The organism is Hyphomonas neptunium ATCC 15444, from assembly GCF_000013025.1.
GTDB classification, from domain to species: Bacteria; Pseudomonadota; Alphaproteobacteria; order Caulobacterales; family Hyphomonadaceae; genus Hyphomonas; species Hyphomonas neptunia.
In genome coordinates, this window is record NC_008358.1 from 3621139 (window position 1) to 3635119 (window position 13981).

The 13981-nt window shown below is 63.6% G+C and carries 12 protein-coding genes; 3 read left to right on the forward strand and 9 right to left on the reverse strand.

The window, feature by feature from the left end; all coding sequences use genetic code 11:
* Positions 1-16: 16 nt before the first annotated feature.
* Complete coding sequence (locus HNE_RS17245; RefSeq protein WP_011648452.1) at positions 17-727, forward strand: class I SAM-dependent methyltransferase; 711 nt, start codon at positions 17-19, stop codon at positions 725-727.
* On the opposite strand, the gene HNE_RS17250 is transcribed toward HNE_RS17245, so the two are convergent.
* Genes HNE_RS17250 through HNE_RS18250 form a run of 3 tightly spaced genes read right to left on the reverse strand, consistent with a single transcriptional unit; the run spans position 724 to position 4117 of the window.
* Positions 724-1773, reverse strand: a complete 1050-nt coding sequence (locus tag HNE_RS17250) for a quinone-dependent dihydroorotate dehydrogenase (RefSeq protein ID WP_011648453.1) — start codon at positions 1771-1773, stop codon at positions 724-726. The genes HNE_RS17245 and HNE_RS17250 overlap by 4 nt on opposite strands.
* Positions 1770-2114 carry a DUF952 domain-containing protein gene (locus tag HNE_RS17255; RefSeq protein WP_011648454.1) on the reverse strand — a complete coding sequence of 115 codons (345 nt, stop codon included), beginning with the start codon at positions 2112-2114 and terminating at the stop codon, positions 1770-1772. The genes HNE_RS17250 and HNE_RS17255 overlap by 4 nt, the downstream gene beginning before the upstream one ends.
* A 44-nt stretch (positions 2115-2158) precedes the next feature.
* Positions 2159-4117: a hypothetical protein gene (locus HNE_RS18250; protein WP_011648455.1), complete on the reverse strand. Its 1959-nt coding sequence runs from the start codon at positions 4115-4117 to the stop codon at positions 2159-2161.
* A 174-nt stretch (positions 4118-4291) separates the two neighbouring features.
* On the opposite strand from HNE_RS18250, the gene HNE_RS17265 reads away from it, so the two are divergent.
* A complete protein-coding gene (locus HNE_RS17265) occupies positions 4292-5533 on the forward strand; it encodes an argininosuccinate synthase (protein WP_011648456.1) in 1242 nt (413 codons plus the stop codon).
* An 80-nt stretch (positions 5534-5613) separates the two neighbouring features.
* On the opposite strand, the gene HNE_RS17270 is transcribed toward HNE_RS17265, so the two are convergent.
* The 3 genes from HNE_RS17270 to cobS all read right to left on the reverse strand — a co-directional run bounded on the left by HNE_RS17270 (position 5614) and on the right by cobS (position 9553).
* Positions 5614-6177, reverse strand: coding sequence for a hypothetical protein (locus tag HNE_RS17270; RefSeq protein ID WP_011648457.1), 564 nt, complete (start codon positions 6175-6177; stop codon positions 5614-5616).
* A gap of 370 nt (positions 6178-6547) precedes the next feature.
* Positions 6548-8539, reverse strand: coding sequence for a cobaltochelatase subunit CobT (cobT, locus tag HNE_RS17275; protein WP_011648458.1), 1992 nt, complete (start codon positions 8537-8539; stop codon positions 6548-6550).
* Positions 8540-8569: 30 nt separating this feature from the next.
* Positions 8570-9553 (reverse strand): cobaltochelatase subunit CobS, encoded by a 984-nt coding sequence (gene cobS / locus HNE_RS17280; protein ID WP_011648459.1) that lies wholly within the window; start codon positions 9551-9553, stop codon positions 8570-8572.
* Positions 9554-9709: 156 nt separating this feature from the next.
* Here cobS and HNE_RS18255 point away from each other — a divergent pair, with 156 nt between their 5' ends.
* Positions 9710-10993, forward strand: a complete 1284-nt coding sequence (locus HNE_RS18255) for a sel1 repeat family protein (RefSeq protein WP_011648460.1) — start codon at positions 9710-9712, stop codon at positions 10991-10993.
* Between the two features lie 12 nt (positions 10994-11005).
* Here the strand turns inward: HNE_RS18255 and msrA are convergent, their stop codons facing one another.
* The 3 genes from msrA to rpmB form a co-directional block, all read right to left on the reverse strand.
* Positions 11006-11623, reverse strand: a complete 618-nt coding sequence (msrA, locus tag HNE_RS17290; protein WP_011648461.1) for a peptide-methionine (S)-S-oxide reductase MsrA — start codon at positions 11621-11623, stop codon at positions 11006-11008.
* Between the two features lie 116 nt (positions 11624-11739).
* Entirely contained in the window at positions 11740-13395 is a 1656-nt protein-coding gene (locus HNE_RS17295; RefSeq protein ID WP_011648462.1) for an amidohydrolase, read from the reverse strand.
* 231 nt (positions 13396-13626) lie between these two features.
* The gene (rpmB, locus tag HNE_RS17300) at positions 13627-13911 is read right to left on the reverse strand and encodes a 50S ribosomal protein L28 (protein ID WP_011648463.1); all 285 of its coding nucleotides are present in this window, start codon (positions 13909-13911) and stop codon (positions 13627-13629) included.
* Positions 13912-13981 lie beyond the last annotated feature (70 nt).

The window sequence follows — 13981 nt, forward strand, 5'->3', positions numbered from 1 at the left end:
ATAACGGAGCGCCCTGATGGCCCGCACCTCGCCCGCCAAACCCAAACGCTCGCTTGTCCAGCGCCTGCTCCGCCGGGTGGTGTACAAGAATTATGGCCGCAACCTGCTCTACCAGCTGCAGCTGCGCGCGTTGAATGAAGCGGCCGATTACGTTCAGGCGAACATGCCTGAGGCGATGATCTTCGAGAACTATCCCGCCTATATCGCCTTCCTGATGGAGAAGGCGCCGGCAGACGGTCTCGTCATGGAATTTGGCGTGGCGGGCGGCAATTCCATCCGCCAGATTGCGTCGCGCACCTCAAAGACCGTTCACGGCTTTGACAGCTTTGAGGGGCTGCCCGAAGACTGGGCCGGGCATCTGGAACGCCGCGGCGCCTTCACTCAGAAGCGCCAGCTTCCTGAGGTTCCGGCAAATGTGAAGCTGCATGTCGGCTGGTTCGACGCGACCCTTCCCGGCATGCTGGCGGAAAATGCCGGCCCCGTCAGCCTGCTGCATATCGACTGCGATCTTTATGGCGGCACAAAGTACATTCTCGATACGGCCGGCGACCGGCTTCAGCCCGGTTCCATCGTGATGTTCGACGAGTATTTCAATTACCCCAGCTGGCGCCATCACGAGTACAAAGCCTGGCAGGAATTCGTCAGCGCCCGGAGCGTGAAATACACCTATCTTGCCTTTACGGCGATGGATGGCTGTGTTGCCGTCCGCATCGACGCAATCGGCTAGAGGTCCTTGCCTACCGCGTCCGCGATGGAAGAAAACCCATCTTCGGCCAGGCAATGGGAGAGCTCGCGCGCGACACGCGCCGCAATGCCGGGGCCATCATACACCATCAGCGAATAAAGCTGCACGGCCGAGGCGCCTGCGCGGATCTTGGCATAGGCATCCCTCCCCGTACCAATCCCGCCTGCTCCGATCAGATCGAACGCGCCATCCAGCTTCCTTGCAAACTGACGCAAGACTTCCGTAGACGGCTGAAGCAGCGGCACGCCAGAGAGGCCGCCGGCTTCGGATTTGTCATCACTGCGAAGGCTTGGCGGCCGGGCCAGCGTGGTGTTTGACACGATCAAGCCCGAAAGCCACGCGCCTTGTGCGCCGACCACGCCGCAGATGTCGGCAATTGCATCTTCATCAAGATCCGGCGCCACCTTCAGGAACACCGGCAGGTCTTTCCGGTCCGCCTCGCCGCAGCGGGAAAGCAACTCGGTGAGCGACGCCTTGTCCTGAAGACCGCGCAGGCCCGGCGTATTTGGCGATGAGATATTGATGGTTATATAGTTGGCATACGGCGCAACGGCTTCGATACCGGTTACGTAATCAGCGATACGGTCTTCGGTATCCTTGTTGGCGCCGACATTGGCGCCGATCGGAACATCATGAGAATATTTCTCCAGCCGGCGGACGAAATAATCGAGCCCGAAATTGTTGAATCCCATCCGGTTGATCACCGCGCGGTCTTCACTGAGGCGGAAAAGGCGCGGCTTGGGGTTTCCCGGTTGGGGCTTCGGCGTCACCGTTCCGCATTCGACAAAGCCGAAGCCAAACCGCGCCATGGCCTCTGGCACTTCGCAATTCTTGTCAAAGCCCGCGGCAAGCCCGACCGGCGAGCAAAGCCGGAGACCGGACCGGGGCAGCTCAACCCGCGTCGAGACCGGAAGCTGCGGCGCATGGGCGGGTACACCCGCGCCATATGTCAGCATACGAAGCGTCAATGTATGGGCTGCTTCGGGTGGCAGCATACGGACGAGCCTTGCGCCGGCAGCAGCAATCATTGCAAATCCTCCGGCAGGCCCGGCGCGCCATCTTTGTCAGGCTCCAGCCACCAGCCCGCCTGCGCCTTGCCGATTTCCAGCGGTCCGTAGAGATGTGGAAAGATATCGCCTCCCCGGCTCGGTTCCCAGCGCAACGGCGCCAGCACCGCGCTGTCGAATTCCAGCAGCCTGATCCGGCCCCGGCCCGAGAAATGGCGCCGCGCCGTTTCTGCCAGCTGCGCGCGCGTGGAGAGATGGATATAGCCATCGGCCTGATCCAACGCGCTGGCGGCATGGCCGACCGATTCGGCAGCCTGCCATTCTTCTTCCGTCAGCAGCTTATAGACAAAGGCGCGTTCCATGATGTCTGCTTTTGCAGGCTTTCCGCCGGCAGGCAACCACTGCCTCAAATCGCGCCCTGAGAGAGCGCTTCTGTCTGGCGCGCCAGCATCCATTGTCCGTCTGCGCCCTGGCAAGCCGAGAACCGTCCCCGCTCCTGCCCCGGAATGGCATAGGCCACATCCCGGCACATGACCGAGACATTTACCACCGGCTGCTCTGCGTATCCGCGGGTTATGGGCGCCGGCGCATCGGCTGAATAACCAACCGTCCGCACATTGGCCTCACCGGCGGCGACAAGCTGCGTCCGCTCGAAGCTGACTTCAACGCTGCGGCCATCCGGGGTCGTCAGGGCATGGCGCGTGCCGTCCGGGCTGGTGGCGACCAGGCGGATGAATTCTTTTTGCAGGCTGGCCATCGCGTCGGCGCTGATCGCATCGCCGGAAGTAAGCGCCACACGCTCCCCGAGGAACACGTCTGCGCCGCGCATTGCCGCGGCAGGACCAACCCTGAACGGACGAACTTCAGGCGGGCGCGCCGTGAGGATGGTTGGGGCCGCGCGCGTAACGGGCGCCGGATCGGCGCTGACGACCGGCTGCACGCGAGGCTTGAGTGACGCAGCGCTTGGCGGCGCGGCAGGTTTGAGGGCTGGAGGCGCAGGCGCAACTGTCGCCGCAGCGAGCGTCAACGTGCCCGGTTCGGGTTTCTGTACGGCTTGAGTCCGGGCTTCGAGATTTGCCAGACGTTTGGCCTCAAGGTCGGCCAACCGGCGCGCCTCGGCGGCATCGCCAGCACGCCTTGCGTCCAGCGCCGCAAGGCGGCGGGCCTCATCTTCGGCGGCGCGCTTGGCGGCCAGGTCAGCAAGGCGTTGTTGCTCCGCCTGAGCGGCGGCTTTCCGAGCCTCAATTTCTGCAAGCCGCTTGGCTTCCGCTTCAGCGGCAACCCGGCGCGATTCGATTTCGGCGAGCCGCTTGGCTTCAGCGGTGGCAGCACGCTCGGCTTCAAGTTCGGCAACGCGGCGCTGATCGGCGAGCGCGGCAGCGGCGCGGTCTGCTTCCATCCGGGCCAGACGGTCTGCCTCTGCGCGCGCGGCGGCGTCTGCTTCCGCTTGAGCGGCCAGACGAGCGGCTTCTTCATTCGCTATCCGCTCAGCCTCCTGCCGCGCCAGGCGCTGGCGTTCGGCGTCAATCGCCGCGTCGCGGGCGGCCAGCGCATCCGCTTCAGCCTGGGCCGCCGCTGCGAGACGGCCGGCTTCAGCGTCAGCAATCGCGGTCGAAGCAAGGCGCTGGGCCTCTGCCTGCTGACGGCGGGCGGCATCGCGCTCTGACGCCTCGAAGGCATCCACGCGCGATTTGAGATAATCGGCCACGCCGCGATAGTCGAACCAGGGCTGAACGTCCGCGCCCGCCGGCATAGCCGCTTCCTGAACCGCAACGGCTGAAACCGAGGCGGGCAACACAGCGGGACCAGGGTCAGCGGCGGTGCGGCGGTTGGCGTCTTCGCCATCATCCGGAAGCGTGCCAGGCTTGCCCTTCAGCGCGCTGTCAATCGCCAGCAGCGAAAGGCCCGCCAGACCGAGCACAGCGAGTCCCGCAAAAGCGAGCTGGGAATATTCGCCGAACCGGCCAAGACCGGTGGCGCGTTCATCTTCCTCTGCGTCCGTTTCCGGGGCTTCTTCAACCGGCGGGACGATGACGACCGGCGCCTTGCGGATTTCCTCGCGCGGGCGGATCGGTTCCGGGCGCAGTTCTGGCTTTGCTGGGGGAGCCCAGGCCTCAGGCCGGCCGGCGGGCGGAATGCGCCGGGGCTCAGGGCGGGCCTGGGGGACGGCCGCAGCGCTGGATATGGCGGCGATCGGGCGGGCCGGACGCTCGCGGGCCAGCACATCGGCCCCTTCCCCGTCCTTTGGCTCGTACCCGGCGAGAATAGCCAGCGTGGATTGGGGCCGCATGCCGTCACGGGCGCGCAGTCGGGCGCGGAACGGGGCATCGCCCCTCTCGGCTGGTTTCAGCGGCTCCTGCAGCATCCGCCCATCTCCTGAACGCAAAAGGTTAACACGCGTCTATCTGGCATTTACTATAAAGGAGCTAACAGAATGAAACCATAAAATTCCCTGTAAGCCGCCGCCTTGTCAGGGCGGGTGCGGGACTTTAAGGCAACAGGTCTCCGTTTCCGCCCCAGAAAGACGACAGAAAATCCCATGTCCAACGCTGCTTCCGCCCCGAAAAAGGTCGTTCTCGCCTATTCCGGAGGTCTCGACACCTCGATCATCCTCAAATGGCTGCAGGTTGAGTTTGGCTGTGAGGTTGTCACCTTCACCGCCGACCTTGGCCAGGGCGAGGAACTGGAACCGGCCCGCAAGAAGGCGCTGGCCGCCGGGGTGAAGCCGGAAAACATCTTCATCGAGGATGTGCGCGAGGAATTCGTGCGCGATTTCGTCTTCCCGATGTTCCGCGCCAACGCCGTGTATGAAGGCGTCTATCTGCTGGGCACCTCGATTGCCCGGCCGCTGATCGCCAAGCGCCAGATCGAGATTGCCGACATGGTCGGCGCGGACGCAGTCTGTCATGGCGCCACCGGCAAGGGGAATGATCAGGTCCGGTTTGAGCTGGGCTATTATGGCCTTAATCCGGACATCAAGGTGATCGCGCCGTGGCGCGACTGGGCGTTCAAATCCCGGACCGACCTTTTGAAGTTCGCCGAGGAACACGGCATCGAGATCGCCAAGGACAAGCGCGGCGAAGCGCCGTTCTCGGTGGACGCTAACCTGCTGCACTCTTCCTCCGAGGGCAAAGTGCTGGAAAACCCGGCCGAGCCTGCGCCGGAATTCGTGCACATGCGCACGGTCAGCCCGGAAGATGCGCCTGACCAGGCCGAGGTGATCACCATCAGCTTTGAAAAAGGCGACGCGGTGGCGATCAATGGCGAGGCGATGAGCCCGGCGACGCTGCTCACCGCGCTCAACGCTTACGGCAAGAAGCACGGCATTGGCCGGCTCGACTTGTTGGAAAACCGCTTCGTCGGCATGAAGTCGCGCGGTATTTACGAGACGCCGGGCGGGACGATCCTGCTGGTGGCCCACCGGGGCATCGAGCAGGCGACGCTCGACCGGGGCGCGGCCCACCTTAAAGACGAGCTGATGCCGAAATATGCCGAGCTGATCTATAACGGCTTCTGGTGGAGCCCGGAGCGCGAGATGCTGCAGGCGGCCATCGACCATTCGCAGCGCTGGGTGACCGGCGATGTGACGATGAAGCTCTACAAGGGCAACGCCTATCTGATCGGCCGTTCGTCTCCCTACAGTCTGTACTCGGAGAAGATCGTGACCTTCGAGGACGACCACGGCGCTTACGACCAGAAGGATGCGGCCGGCTTCATCAAGCTCAACGCGCTGCGTTTGCGCCTTCTGGCGGGCCGCGACCGGAAGTTCGGCAAGAACTGATCGCTTTCACGCCAACACAAACACCGGCGCCCTCCCCTGACCTTCAGGGGAGGCGCTTTTTTATGGTCCGGCGTTCAGCATCAGGACGTGTTGATCCCGGCCCACGCCTCTGGTCTTGCCTCTTCATCCAGCCGGCAGAGCAGCGCGTCGGTCCAGGGGGGTAGACGGCGGAGAATGTGGCCGGGGACGGGCATGGGTTTGAGCGTTTCGCCTTTACGCTTGCGCAAGAGGCGGGCGAGGCGGAGGGCGTGTTTCTGGGGGGTGGCCAGGACGGCATTCAGGCGCCGGGCTGCTTCGAACATCAGAGCCCATTGGATGAACGGGGTGTCGGTGCCTTCGCTGGCGGATGAGCCTTTGGGCGGGCTGATCAGTTCCGTGAGGCGGAACGGGGCTTCGCGGCGCGGTTGGAGTTTTTCAGAATTACTCTTGGAGTTTTCTTTGGGAACTCCAACCGCGAGCGGCGGAAGGCTCAGCTCAGCGGCAAGCACGTGGATGTAGCGGCGCACCAGCGATGTGACGGCCACGAGCTGGGCGCGGGCGTCGCCTGCGATGGTACCGAAGAGTTCGGGGACGGCCTCGCGCAGGAGGGTCCGCAGCGCGCCGAGGAGGGCGAAGATGCGGGTCCAGAGTTCCGGGCGGGGCATGTGATCGAACATGGCGCTAGGATGACGGCGCGGGGGACCCCGGCGGATAAGTTTTGTTATTCCGTGTCATCCCGGACGGCCCCATGGGCCGATCCGGGACCTTGGTGAGGGTCGGGCGAGAGCGGAGGGAAGGTCCCGGCTCTACAGCCGCTGCGCGGCTTTGGCCGGGATGACACGGGAGTGAGGAGGGGTAACTGATTTCCGCATAGTTGCTCTCGCAAATTCCCAGATGATGTGTTGAGGGAGTGTGCGGAACAGGGATAGGGCAGCACTTGTCCGCAGGTTCCCTGTAGGGTGCATTAAGGCCGGAGGCCGCAATGCACCGATGGGGCGGCGGCAGGATGGTGCATTGCGCTGCGCTTAATGCACCCTACGATTTTTTCTTCACCGCCTGCAGCGTCGTGGTTTTCACGTCCCTGCCCGTTCCTACCTTCCGGCCGTAGCTCGGCGCGCCGGCGGCGGCGCCGGTGATGGCGGAGCTGCCGCGGACGGTTTTGTCCGAGAGCGGAGGGATGGACATGGCGCGGGGGTTGGGTTCGTTTTCGTCGAACAGCGAGGCGAGCTGTTCGGTCATGGCGCCGCCGAGCTGTTCGGCGTCCACGATGGTGACCGCGCGCTTGTAATAGCGCGTCACATCATGGCCGATGCCGATGGCGATAAGTTCGACCGGCGAGCGGGTTTCGATTTCCTCGATCACCTGGCGCAGATGGCGTTCGAGATAATTGCCGACGTTTACATTCAGCGTGGAATCGTCGACCGGGGCGCCGTCTGAGATCACCATCAGGATCTTGCGCTGCTCGGGCCGGGCGAGCAGACGGTCATGCGCCCAGAGGAGGGCTTCGCCGTCGATATTCTCCTTGAGCAGACCTTCGCGCATCATCAGGCCGAGATTGCGGCGCGCGCGGCGATAGGGCGCGTCGGCCTGCTTGTAGAGGATGTGGCGGATGTCATTCAGGCGGCCGGGCGCCTGGGGCTTGCCCGCTTTCACCCAGTCTTCCCGCGCCATACCGCCCTTCCAGGCTTTGGTGGTGAAGCCGAGGATTTCGGTTTTCACCGCGCAGCGCTCCAGCGTGCGGGCGAGAATGTCCGCGCACAGAGCGGCGACCATGATCGGGCGCCCGCGCATGGAGCCGGAATTGTCGAGCAGCAGCGTGACAACCGTATCGCGGAATTTGGTGTCGTCTTCCTGCTTGAAGGAGAGCGGCGCGGTGGGGTCTGTGATCACGCGGGTGAGGCGGGCGGTGTCGAGCACGCCCTCTTCCAGATCGAAAGACCAGGTGCGGTTTTGCTGGGCCATCAGGCGCCGTTGCAGCTTGTTGGCGAGCTTGGAGACCGCCCCCTGCAAGCCCTGAAGCTGGTGGTCGAGATAGGCGCGCAGGCGCGTCAGTTCTTCAGCGTCGCAAAGGTCCTGCGCGTTGGCGATCTCGTCATGCGCGCGGCTGAAGACCTTGTAATTGAAGCGGTCCCGGTCGTCCCCGTCCTGGAAATTCGGGCGCAGCGGCTTGGTGCCGTCTTCGGTCTCGTCGGGCGTATCGTCCGCATCGAGATCAGCGTCCTGATCGACCGAGACATTGGCTTCTTCGCCTTCCAGGTCTTCGGTCTCGCCCGCTTCCAGCTGCTCGGCAGAGGCGCCCATCTGTTCTTCTGTCTGGGTGTCGTCATCCCCGGACTGGTTTTGCTGCTCATCGGTTTCTTCCGAAGGCGCATCGTCTTCGGATTCGGCCTCATCGCCGGGCAGGTCCGAGGCTGTCAGATCGCGGATGATCGAGCGGATGGTGCGGGCAAATTCGGCCTGGTCGTGAAGCTGGCCGGTGAGGGCGTCGAGCGCCTTGCCGGCATTCGCTTCGACCTTTTCGCGCCACACATCGGCCACGCGCTTTGCGCTCTCGGGCAACGGGCGGCCGGTGAGCTTTTCGCGCAGCAGGAATTCGAGCGCCGGGGCGAGGACAGCGTCAGGATCTTCCGCGCCCATTCCGAAATTGGTCGACCGGCAACGGAAATCGAGCACGGCTTCGAGATTTCCGGCGGTGCCCGCCATGGCATTGGCGCCGAGGCTTTCGATGCGCGCGGTTTCGGCCGCTTCATAGACGCGGCGGGGAATGTCTCCCTGCGGACGGTTTGCCAGATGGGCGTCGGCGTCGTGATGGGCGCGGCGCAGGGCGAGGGCGTCGGCCTCACCGCGGATGCGGGCGGCAAGCTCGGGCGCCAGCTCGACCGGCGGCGTGCGCAGGACGAGGCGCGTGCCCTGATCGCCGACATCGGGGCCGAAGCCGACCTCGATGTCACGCTCCGCGCTCATCGCCTTGGTGGTGGCGGCGAGCGCTTGCTTGAACAGCTCCTGGGGGCTCGTGTCCTTTGCCATTGCGTTATCCCGCGCGGGGAAAAGCCTTCCTTATGCGACCTTCACCATCAGCGGGCTCTCGGGCAGTTCCACCCCGAAGCAGCGCTGATACATTTCCGCCACCAGCGGACGCTCAAGCTCGTCGCACTTGTTGAGGAAGGTCATGCGGAAGGCGTGGCCGAGATCGCCGAAGATGGCGAAGTTTTCCGCCCAGGTGATGACGGTTCTGGGGCTCATGACGGTTGAGAGGTCGCCCGACATGAAGGCGTTGCGGGTGAGGTCTGCCATGGTGACCATCTTGGAAACCGTGGGCTCGTCCACGCCGGTGGATTTCGACTGGATGATCTCCACCTCGGCGTCATGGGTGAGATAGTTCAGTGTGGTGACGATGCTCCAGCGGTCCATCTGGCCCTGGTTGAGCTGCTGGGTGCCGTGATAGAGGCCGGTCGTGTCGCCGAGGCCGACGGTGTTGGTGGTGGCGAACAGGCGGAAGAACGGGTTGGGCGCGATCACGCGGTTCTGGTCGAGCAGGGTGAGTTTGCCGCTGGCCTCGAGCACGCGCTGGATCACGAACATCACGTCCGGGCGGCCGGCATCGTATTCGTCGAACACGATGGCGACGGGGCGTTGCAGCGCCCAGGGGAGAATGCCTTCGCGGAATTCGGTGACCTGAACGCCTTCCTTCAGGACGATGGCGTCCTTGCCGACCATGTCGATCCGGCTGACATGGCTGTCGAGGTTCACACGGATCATCGGCCAGTTGAGGCGGGCGGCGACCTGTTCGATATGGGTGGATTTGCCCGTGCCGTGATAGCCTTGCACCATGACGCGGCGATTGTGCTCGAAGCCGGCGAGGATGGCGAGCGTGGTCTGCGGATCAAACCGATAAGCGGGATCGATCTCGGGCACATATTCGGTGCGCGTCTTGAAGCCGTGGACGACCATGCTGGTGTCGAGGCCGAACACCTTTTTGACGTTCACTTTTTCGGTCGGCTTCATGCCTTCCAGGGCATTGGTGTCGGACATAACGGTCATGGGTTATCAGGCTCGCCAGCGGGAGGATTTAATTGAGACTCCGGGTTCTAGCACGGGATGGCCGCGCGCCTAGTGCGACGCAACGTAAAGTCTGCAGCTGGCCTGAACAGGGGGGTGACAGGCGCGGGGCCCGGCCATAGCCTTCCGGGGCAGGATATGAAGGGTGAAATCATGCTGTCAGTTGCCGCAAGGGCTATCGGCGCCGGGTGTTTCCTGTTGCTCGGTGTCTTCACGATGCCGGGCGCCCTGGCGCAGGGCAGTGGCGCGGAAACCGCCGCCGCAGCTCAAATCTCTGGCCTCGACCATCTCCGTCTCGGCCGGGACGCCAAGGCGGGCGGCCGGAGCGCCGAGGATTATGAAGCCGCCTATGTCCACTTCCTGGAGGCTGCCGATGCGGGCGTGCCTGAAGGATACGCCGAAGCCGCCGCGATGAAGGAGGCCGGGCTCGCCACAACGGGCGAGACGGCGCAGGACAATCTGGACGCCAGCTGGCTCTACACCATGGGCGCCGAGGCAGGCTGTTTCAGCTGCATGCTGTCGGCGGCGCGAATGTATGAGACCGCGCCCATCGGGGTTCAGCAGGACCTGGCGCTGGCGCTGACCTGGTATTCCAAAGCGTATGAGCGCAGCCCGCTGAAATCGGATGCCGAATTTGAAAACATCAAGCGCGTCTCCGCCCAGGCCTATGACAGGGCCGTCGCCCTGATGAATGCGGGCGAGCATTGGGATGCCTATCACCAGTTTGAAACGCTGTGCGAATTCAAAGGGCCCGCCGCCTGTTACAGGCTGGGTCTCTATCGGGGCGCGTTCAATTCCCCCTATGGCAAGGATGAGCCGGCGGCGCTCGCCCCGCTGGCCTTTGCCTGCGACCATCAGGTGCCCGGTGCCTGCAAGTCGCATGCAGAACTCACCGGCTTTGTCGGGCCAAGCGCAGGTTATTCCAATGGGTCGCGCGCCGAGCGGTATTTCAAATCGATGTGCGGCGCCGCCACCCCCGACTATGAAGCCTGCTTCAATGTCGCCTGGCTGAACTATTACACCGATTACGGGCTGAACAATTGGGAGACGATCCGCACCTACGCCACCACGGCATGCTTCCAGGGCGGCCACAGCACCTCGTGCAATCTCGCCATGAAGATGGCGCAGATGATGGGGCCGCCCCCCGGTTCGGTGCGCACCGAGTCCGGCGGAAACTGGGGCCGTAGTGTGGACAATGCCATCGGCGGCATCTTTGCGGCGCTGGCGAGCGGCGCGAGCACCTATGCGCAGACGGGCAGTGTCGGAGGCCCAGGCAATTACTCTTCGGGCAATGCGGGCAGCTCTACCGGCAATGTCGCCGCCTGGCAGGACAATCGCGACTGGAACGAAGCGCGCCGGGCCACCGCTAATATAGGCACGGCCTATTCCTCCTCCTGCAGGCCTGGGAATACCTACTGCTGAGGCAGCCCTGCCCTATTCGGTTTGCCAGACCTCTTTGAGGGTCTCTTCGCGGCGGCTGCCTTTCTTATAGGCTTCGTAGCGGTCGGGTTCTTTCAGGTAATAGTCCTGATGATATTCCTCGGCGGGATAGAATTCGGTGGCGGGAATAACTGCCGTGGCGATGGGCTGGTTGAGGCGCTTGGCGTTCGCCTCCAGCGAGGCGCGGGCGGCGGCGGCCTGGGCATCGTCCAGAACATAGATGGCGGTGCGATACTGGCTGCCGCGGTCATAGAATTGACCGCCTTCATCGGTCGGGTCGATATTCGACCAGAAGACTTCCAGTAGCTGGTCATAGGTGACTTCGGCTGGGTCGTAGATCACTTCGACCGCTTCGGCATGATCGCCCATGCGCTCATAGGTCGGGTCTGGCGTCGTGCCGCCGGTATATCCGGAGACGACCGTGCGCACGCCGGGCACTTCTTCCAGCTCCGCCTCGATGCACCAGAAACACCCGCCCGCGAATACGGCGATGGCTTCATTTTCGGCGGCCTGGGCGCGGGCAGCCGGCTCCGCGCTGGCAGCCTGAGGGAGGGCGGCATTGCTACAGGCTGTAAGACAGGCGGCAGCTGCCGCGAGAAGGAGAGTGCGCATAAGAGACCTTTCTAGCCCGCCGGAAGTACCGCGCGGTTACGAGGTCAAAGGTATGGGGCGCCGGGGCCACGTCCAGCCCGGCGCCTTTCACAATAGAGAGAGGCGCCGGCCCCTCCCTAGCGCCCGTCAAACACAATTTCGCCAGCCACAACCGTCATCACGGGTTTGGCTTCGAGAATCTCGGCTTCCGGAATTGTCATGAGATCGCGGTCAAATACGGTGAAATCGGCGATTTTCCCGGTTTCGATGGTGCCGAGATCATTTTCCTGGAAGCTGGCAAAGGCAGGGCCTGTAGTGAACAGCTTCAGCGCCTGCTGGCGGGTGACAGCCTCTTCAGGGTGCCAGCCTTCGCCGGAGAAACCCTTCAAATCCTTGCGCGCGACAGCGGCATAGAACTCGATGGTCGGGGAGCCGACTTCAACCGGCGCGTCTGAGCCGCCCGCGATAACAGCGCCCGCTTTCAGGAGGCTTGCCCAGGCATAGGCCCCGCGCAGCCGGTCGATGCCCACGCGGGCGGGGGCAAAATGCAGGTCGCCGATGGCATGGCTTGGCTGCATCGAAGGGATGAGGCCACTGGTTGCCAGCCGGTCGATGTCATCCGGGTGCAGCATCTGGGCGTGTTCGATGCGCCAGCGCAGATCGGCGCCGTAGCCCAGCTCCTCGAATTTATCGAGAATGTTGCGGTTGGCGAGATCACCGATGGCATGGATGGACAGCTGAACGTCGTTTTCCTGGGCATCCATCATCTCATTGTGCAGGCCGTAAATGTCTAGAATTTCCAGGCCGCTGGTTTCGGGCCGGTCTGAATAGGGCTCGATCAGCAGGGCGCCCCGGCTGCCGAGCGCGCCGTCGATATAGAGCTTCACCGCCCGGTTGGTGATCCTGGCGGTCTCATATTGGCGGCCTTCGGTGATTTCGGAGCCGTTGGGTTCAAAGGCGTTGTAGACGCGCAAGGGAAGGCGGCCGCTATCGTCCAGTTCTTTCAGTAGCCGGCCATGCTCGCGGTCAGCGCTCATATTGTGCACGCCTGTCCAGCCGCGCGACGCATAGGTCTTGGCGCCGATTTCCAGCGCCTGCTGCATCTGGTCATAAGTTGGCTGCTCGACGAGGGCCATCACAGGGTACATCGACTCGTCGATGACGATGCCTGTGGCTTTGAAATTCTCGTCACGCTCGGTGAAGCCACCGGGGGAATCCGCGCCAATATCGTAGATATTGGCGGCTTTCAGCGCCAGGGTGTTGGCAACAAGGGCGTGGCCGTCCGAGCGGACGAGGATTACCGGGTTATCCGGGCTGACCGCGTCAAGGTCTGCCGCCGATGGCATGCGCCCTTCCGGCCAGCCGGTTTCGATCCAGCCGCGCCCCAACAGAATCTCCCCGGGCGGTTTCCCCTGCAGCTCCGCTTCGACGCGGGTGACGAGTTCGTCGATGGAGGCCGTGCCCTCCAGCGTGAATCGCAATTCGCGCTCGCCAATGCCCTGAAGGTGGGCGTGGGCATCGGTGAAGCCGGGGAACATGACGGCGCCGGAAAGATCAATCGTTTCAACCTCTTCCTCGCTCCAGTCTTTGGAGAGCGGCGGGGTGGTGCCCAGGATGCGGCCGTCGGGGCCGACGACGATGGCGTCGACCGTGGCAGGGTCTTCCAGGCCGGTATAGATCGTGCCGCCGGTGAAGATGCGGATCTTGCCGTCTGCGCCGGGTGTGGCGGGCGACGGCTCTACGCAGGCCGCGAGGGCTATGGCGGCGAGCGCGGCGAGGGCGATGAAGCGCATGGAGGTCCCCTTCCCTGAGATTGCCTGAAATTCATGAACCGGTTCCGGACGTGGCGCCAGCCCCCTGAACGGGGCAGAACCGTGCCACCACGTGTCAATTCACGGACACTCCGGGTCAAATCAGCGACAGTTCGGGACAAACCGGGACACTTCAGGACAACAGAAAACGCCGGACCTGTGGAGGTCCGGCGTTTTGATTGGGTCAGCGGAAACCGCCGCAGAAGAAGCGTCTTAAGCGACGGCTTTCTTCGCGATGTCGCGCTTGATCTTGAGGGCCTTGGTGGACAGACCCTCTTCCTTCGCCTTGGCGAGGAAAGCGTCGAGGCCGCCGAGCTTGTCGACCGTGCGCAGGGCTTTCGCCGCGATGCGCATGCGGAAATTCTGGTCCAGAGCTTCCGAGCGGAGCGTAACCTGCACAAGGTTTGGCAGGTAGCGACGCTTGGTCTTGATCTGGGAGTGGCTGACAATATTGCCAACCATCGGCTTGGTGCCTGTAAGTTCACATTCGCGGGACATGGGCCTCGCTCCGAAAAAGAGGTGTTCTTTGATCTGAAGGCGCGCGTCTACAGTCTGCGGGGGCGCCCTG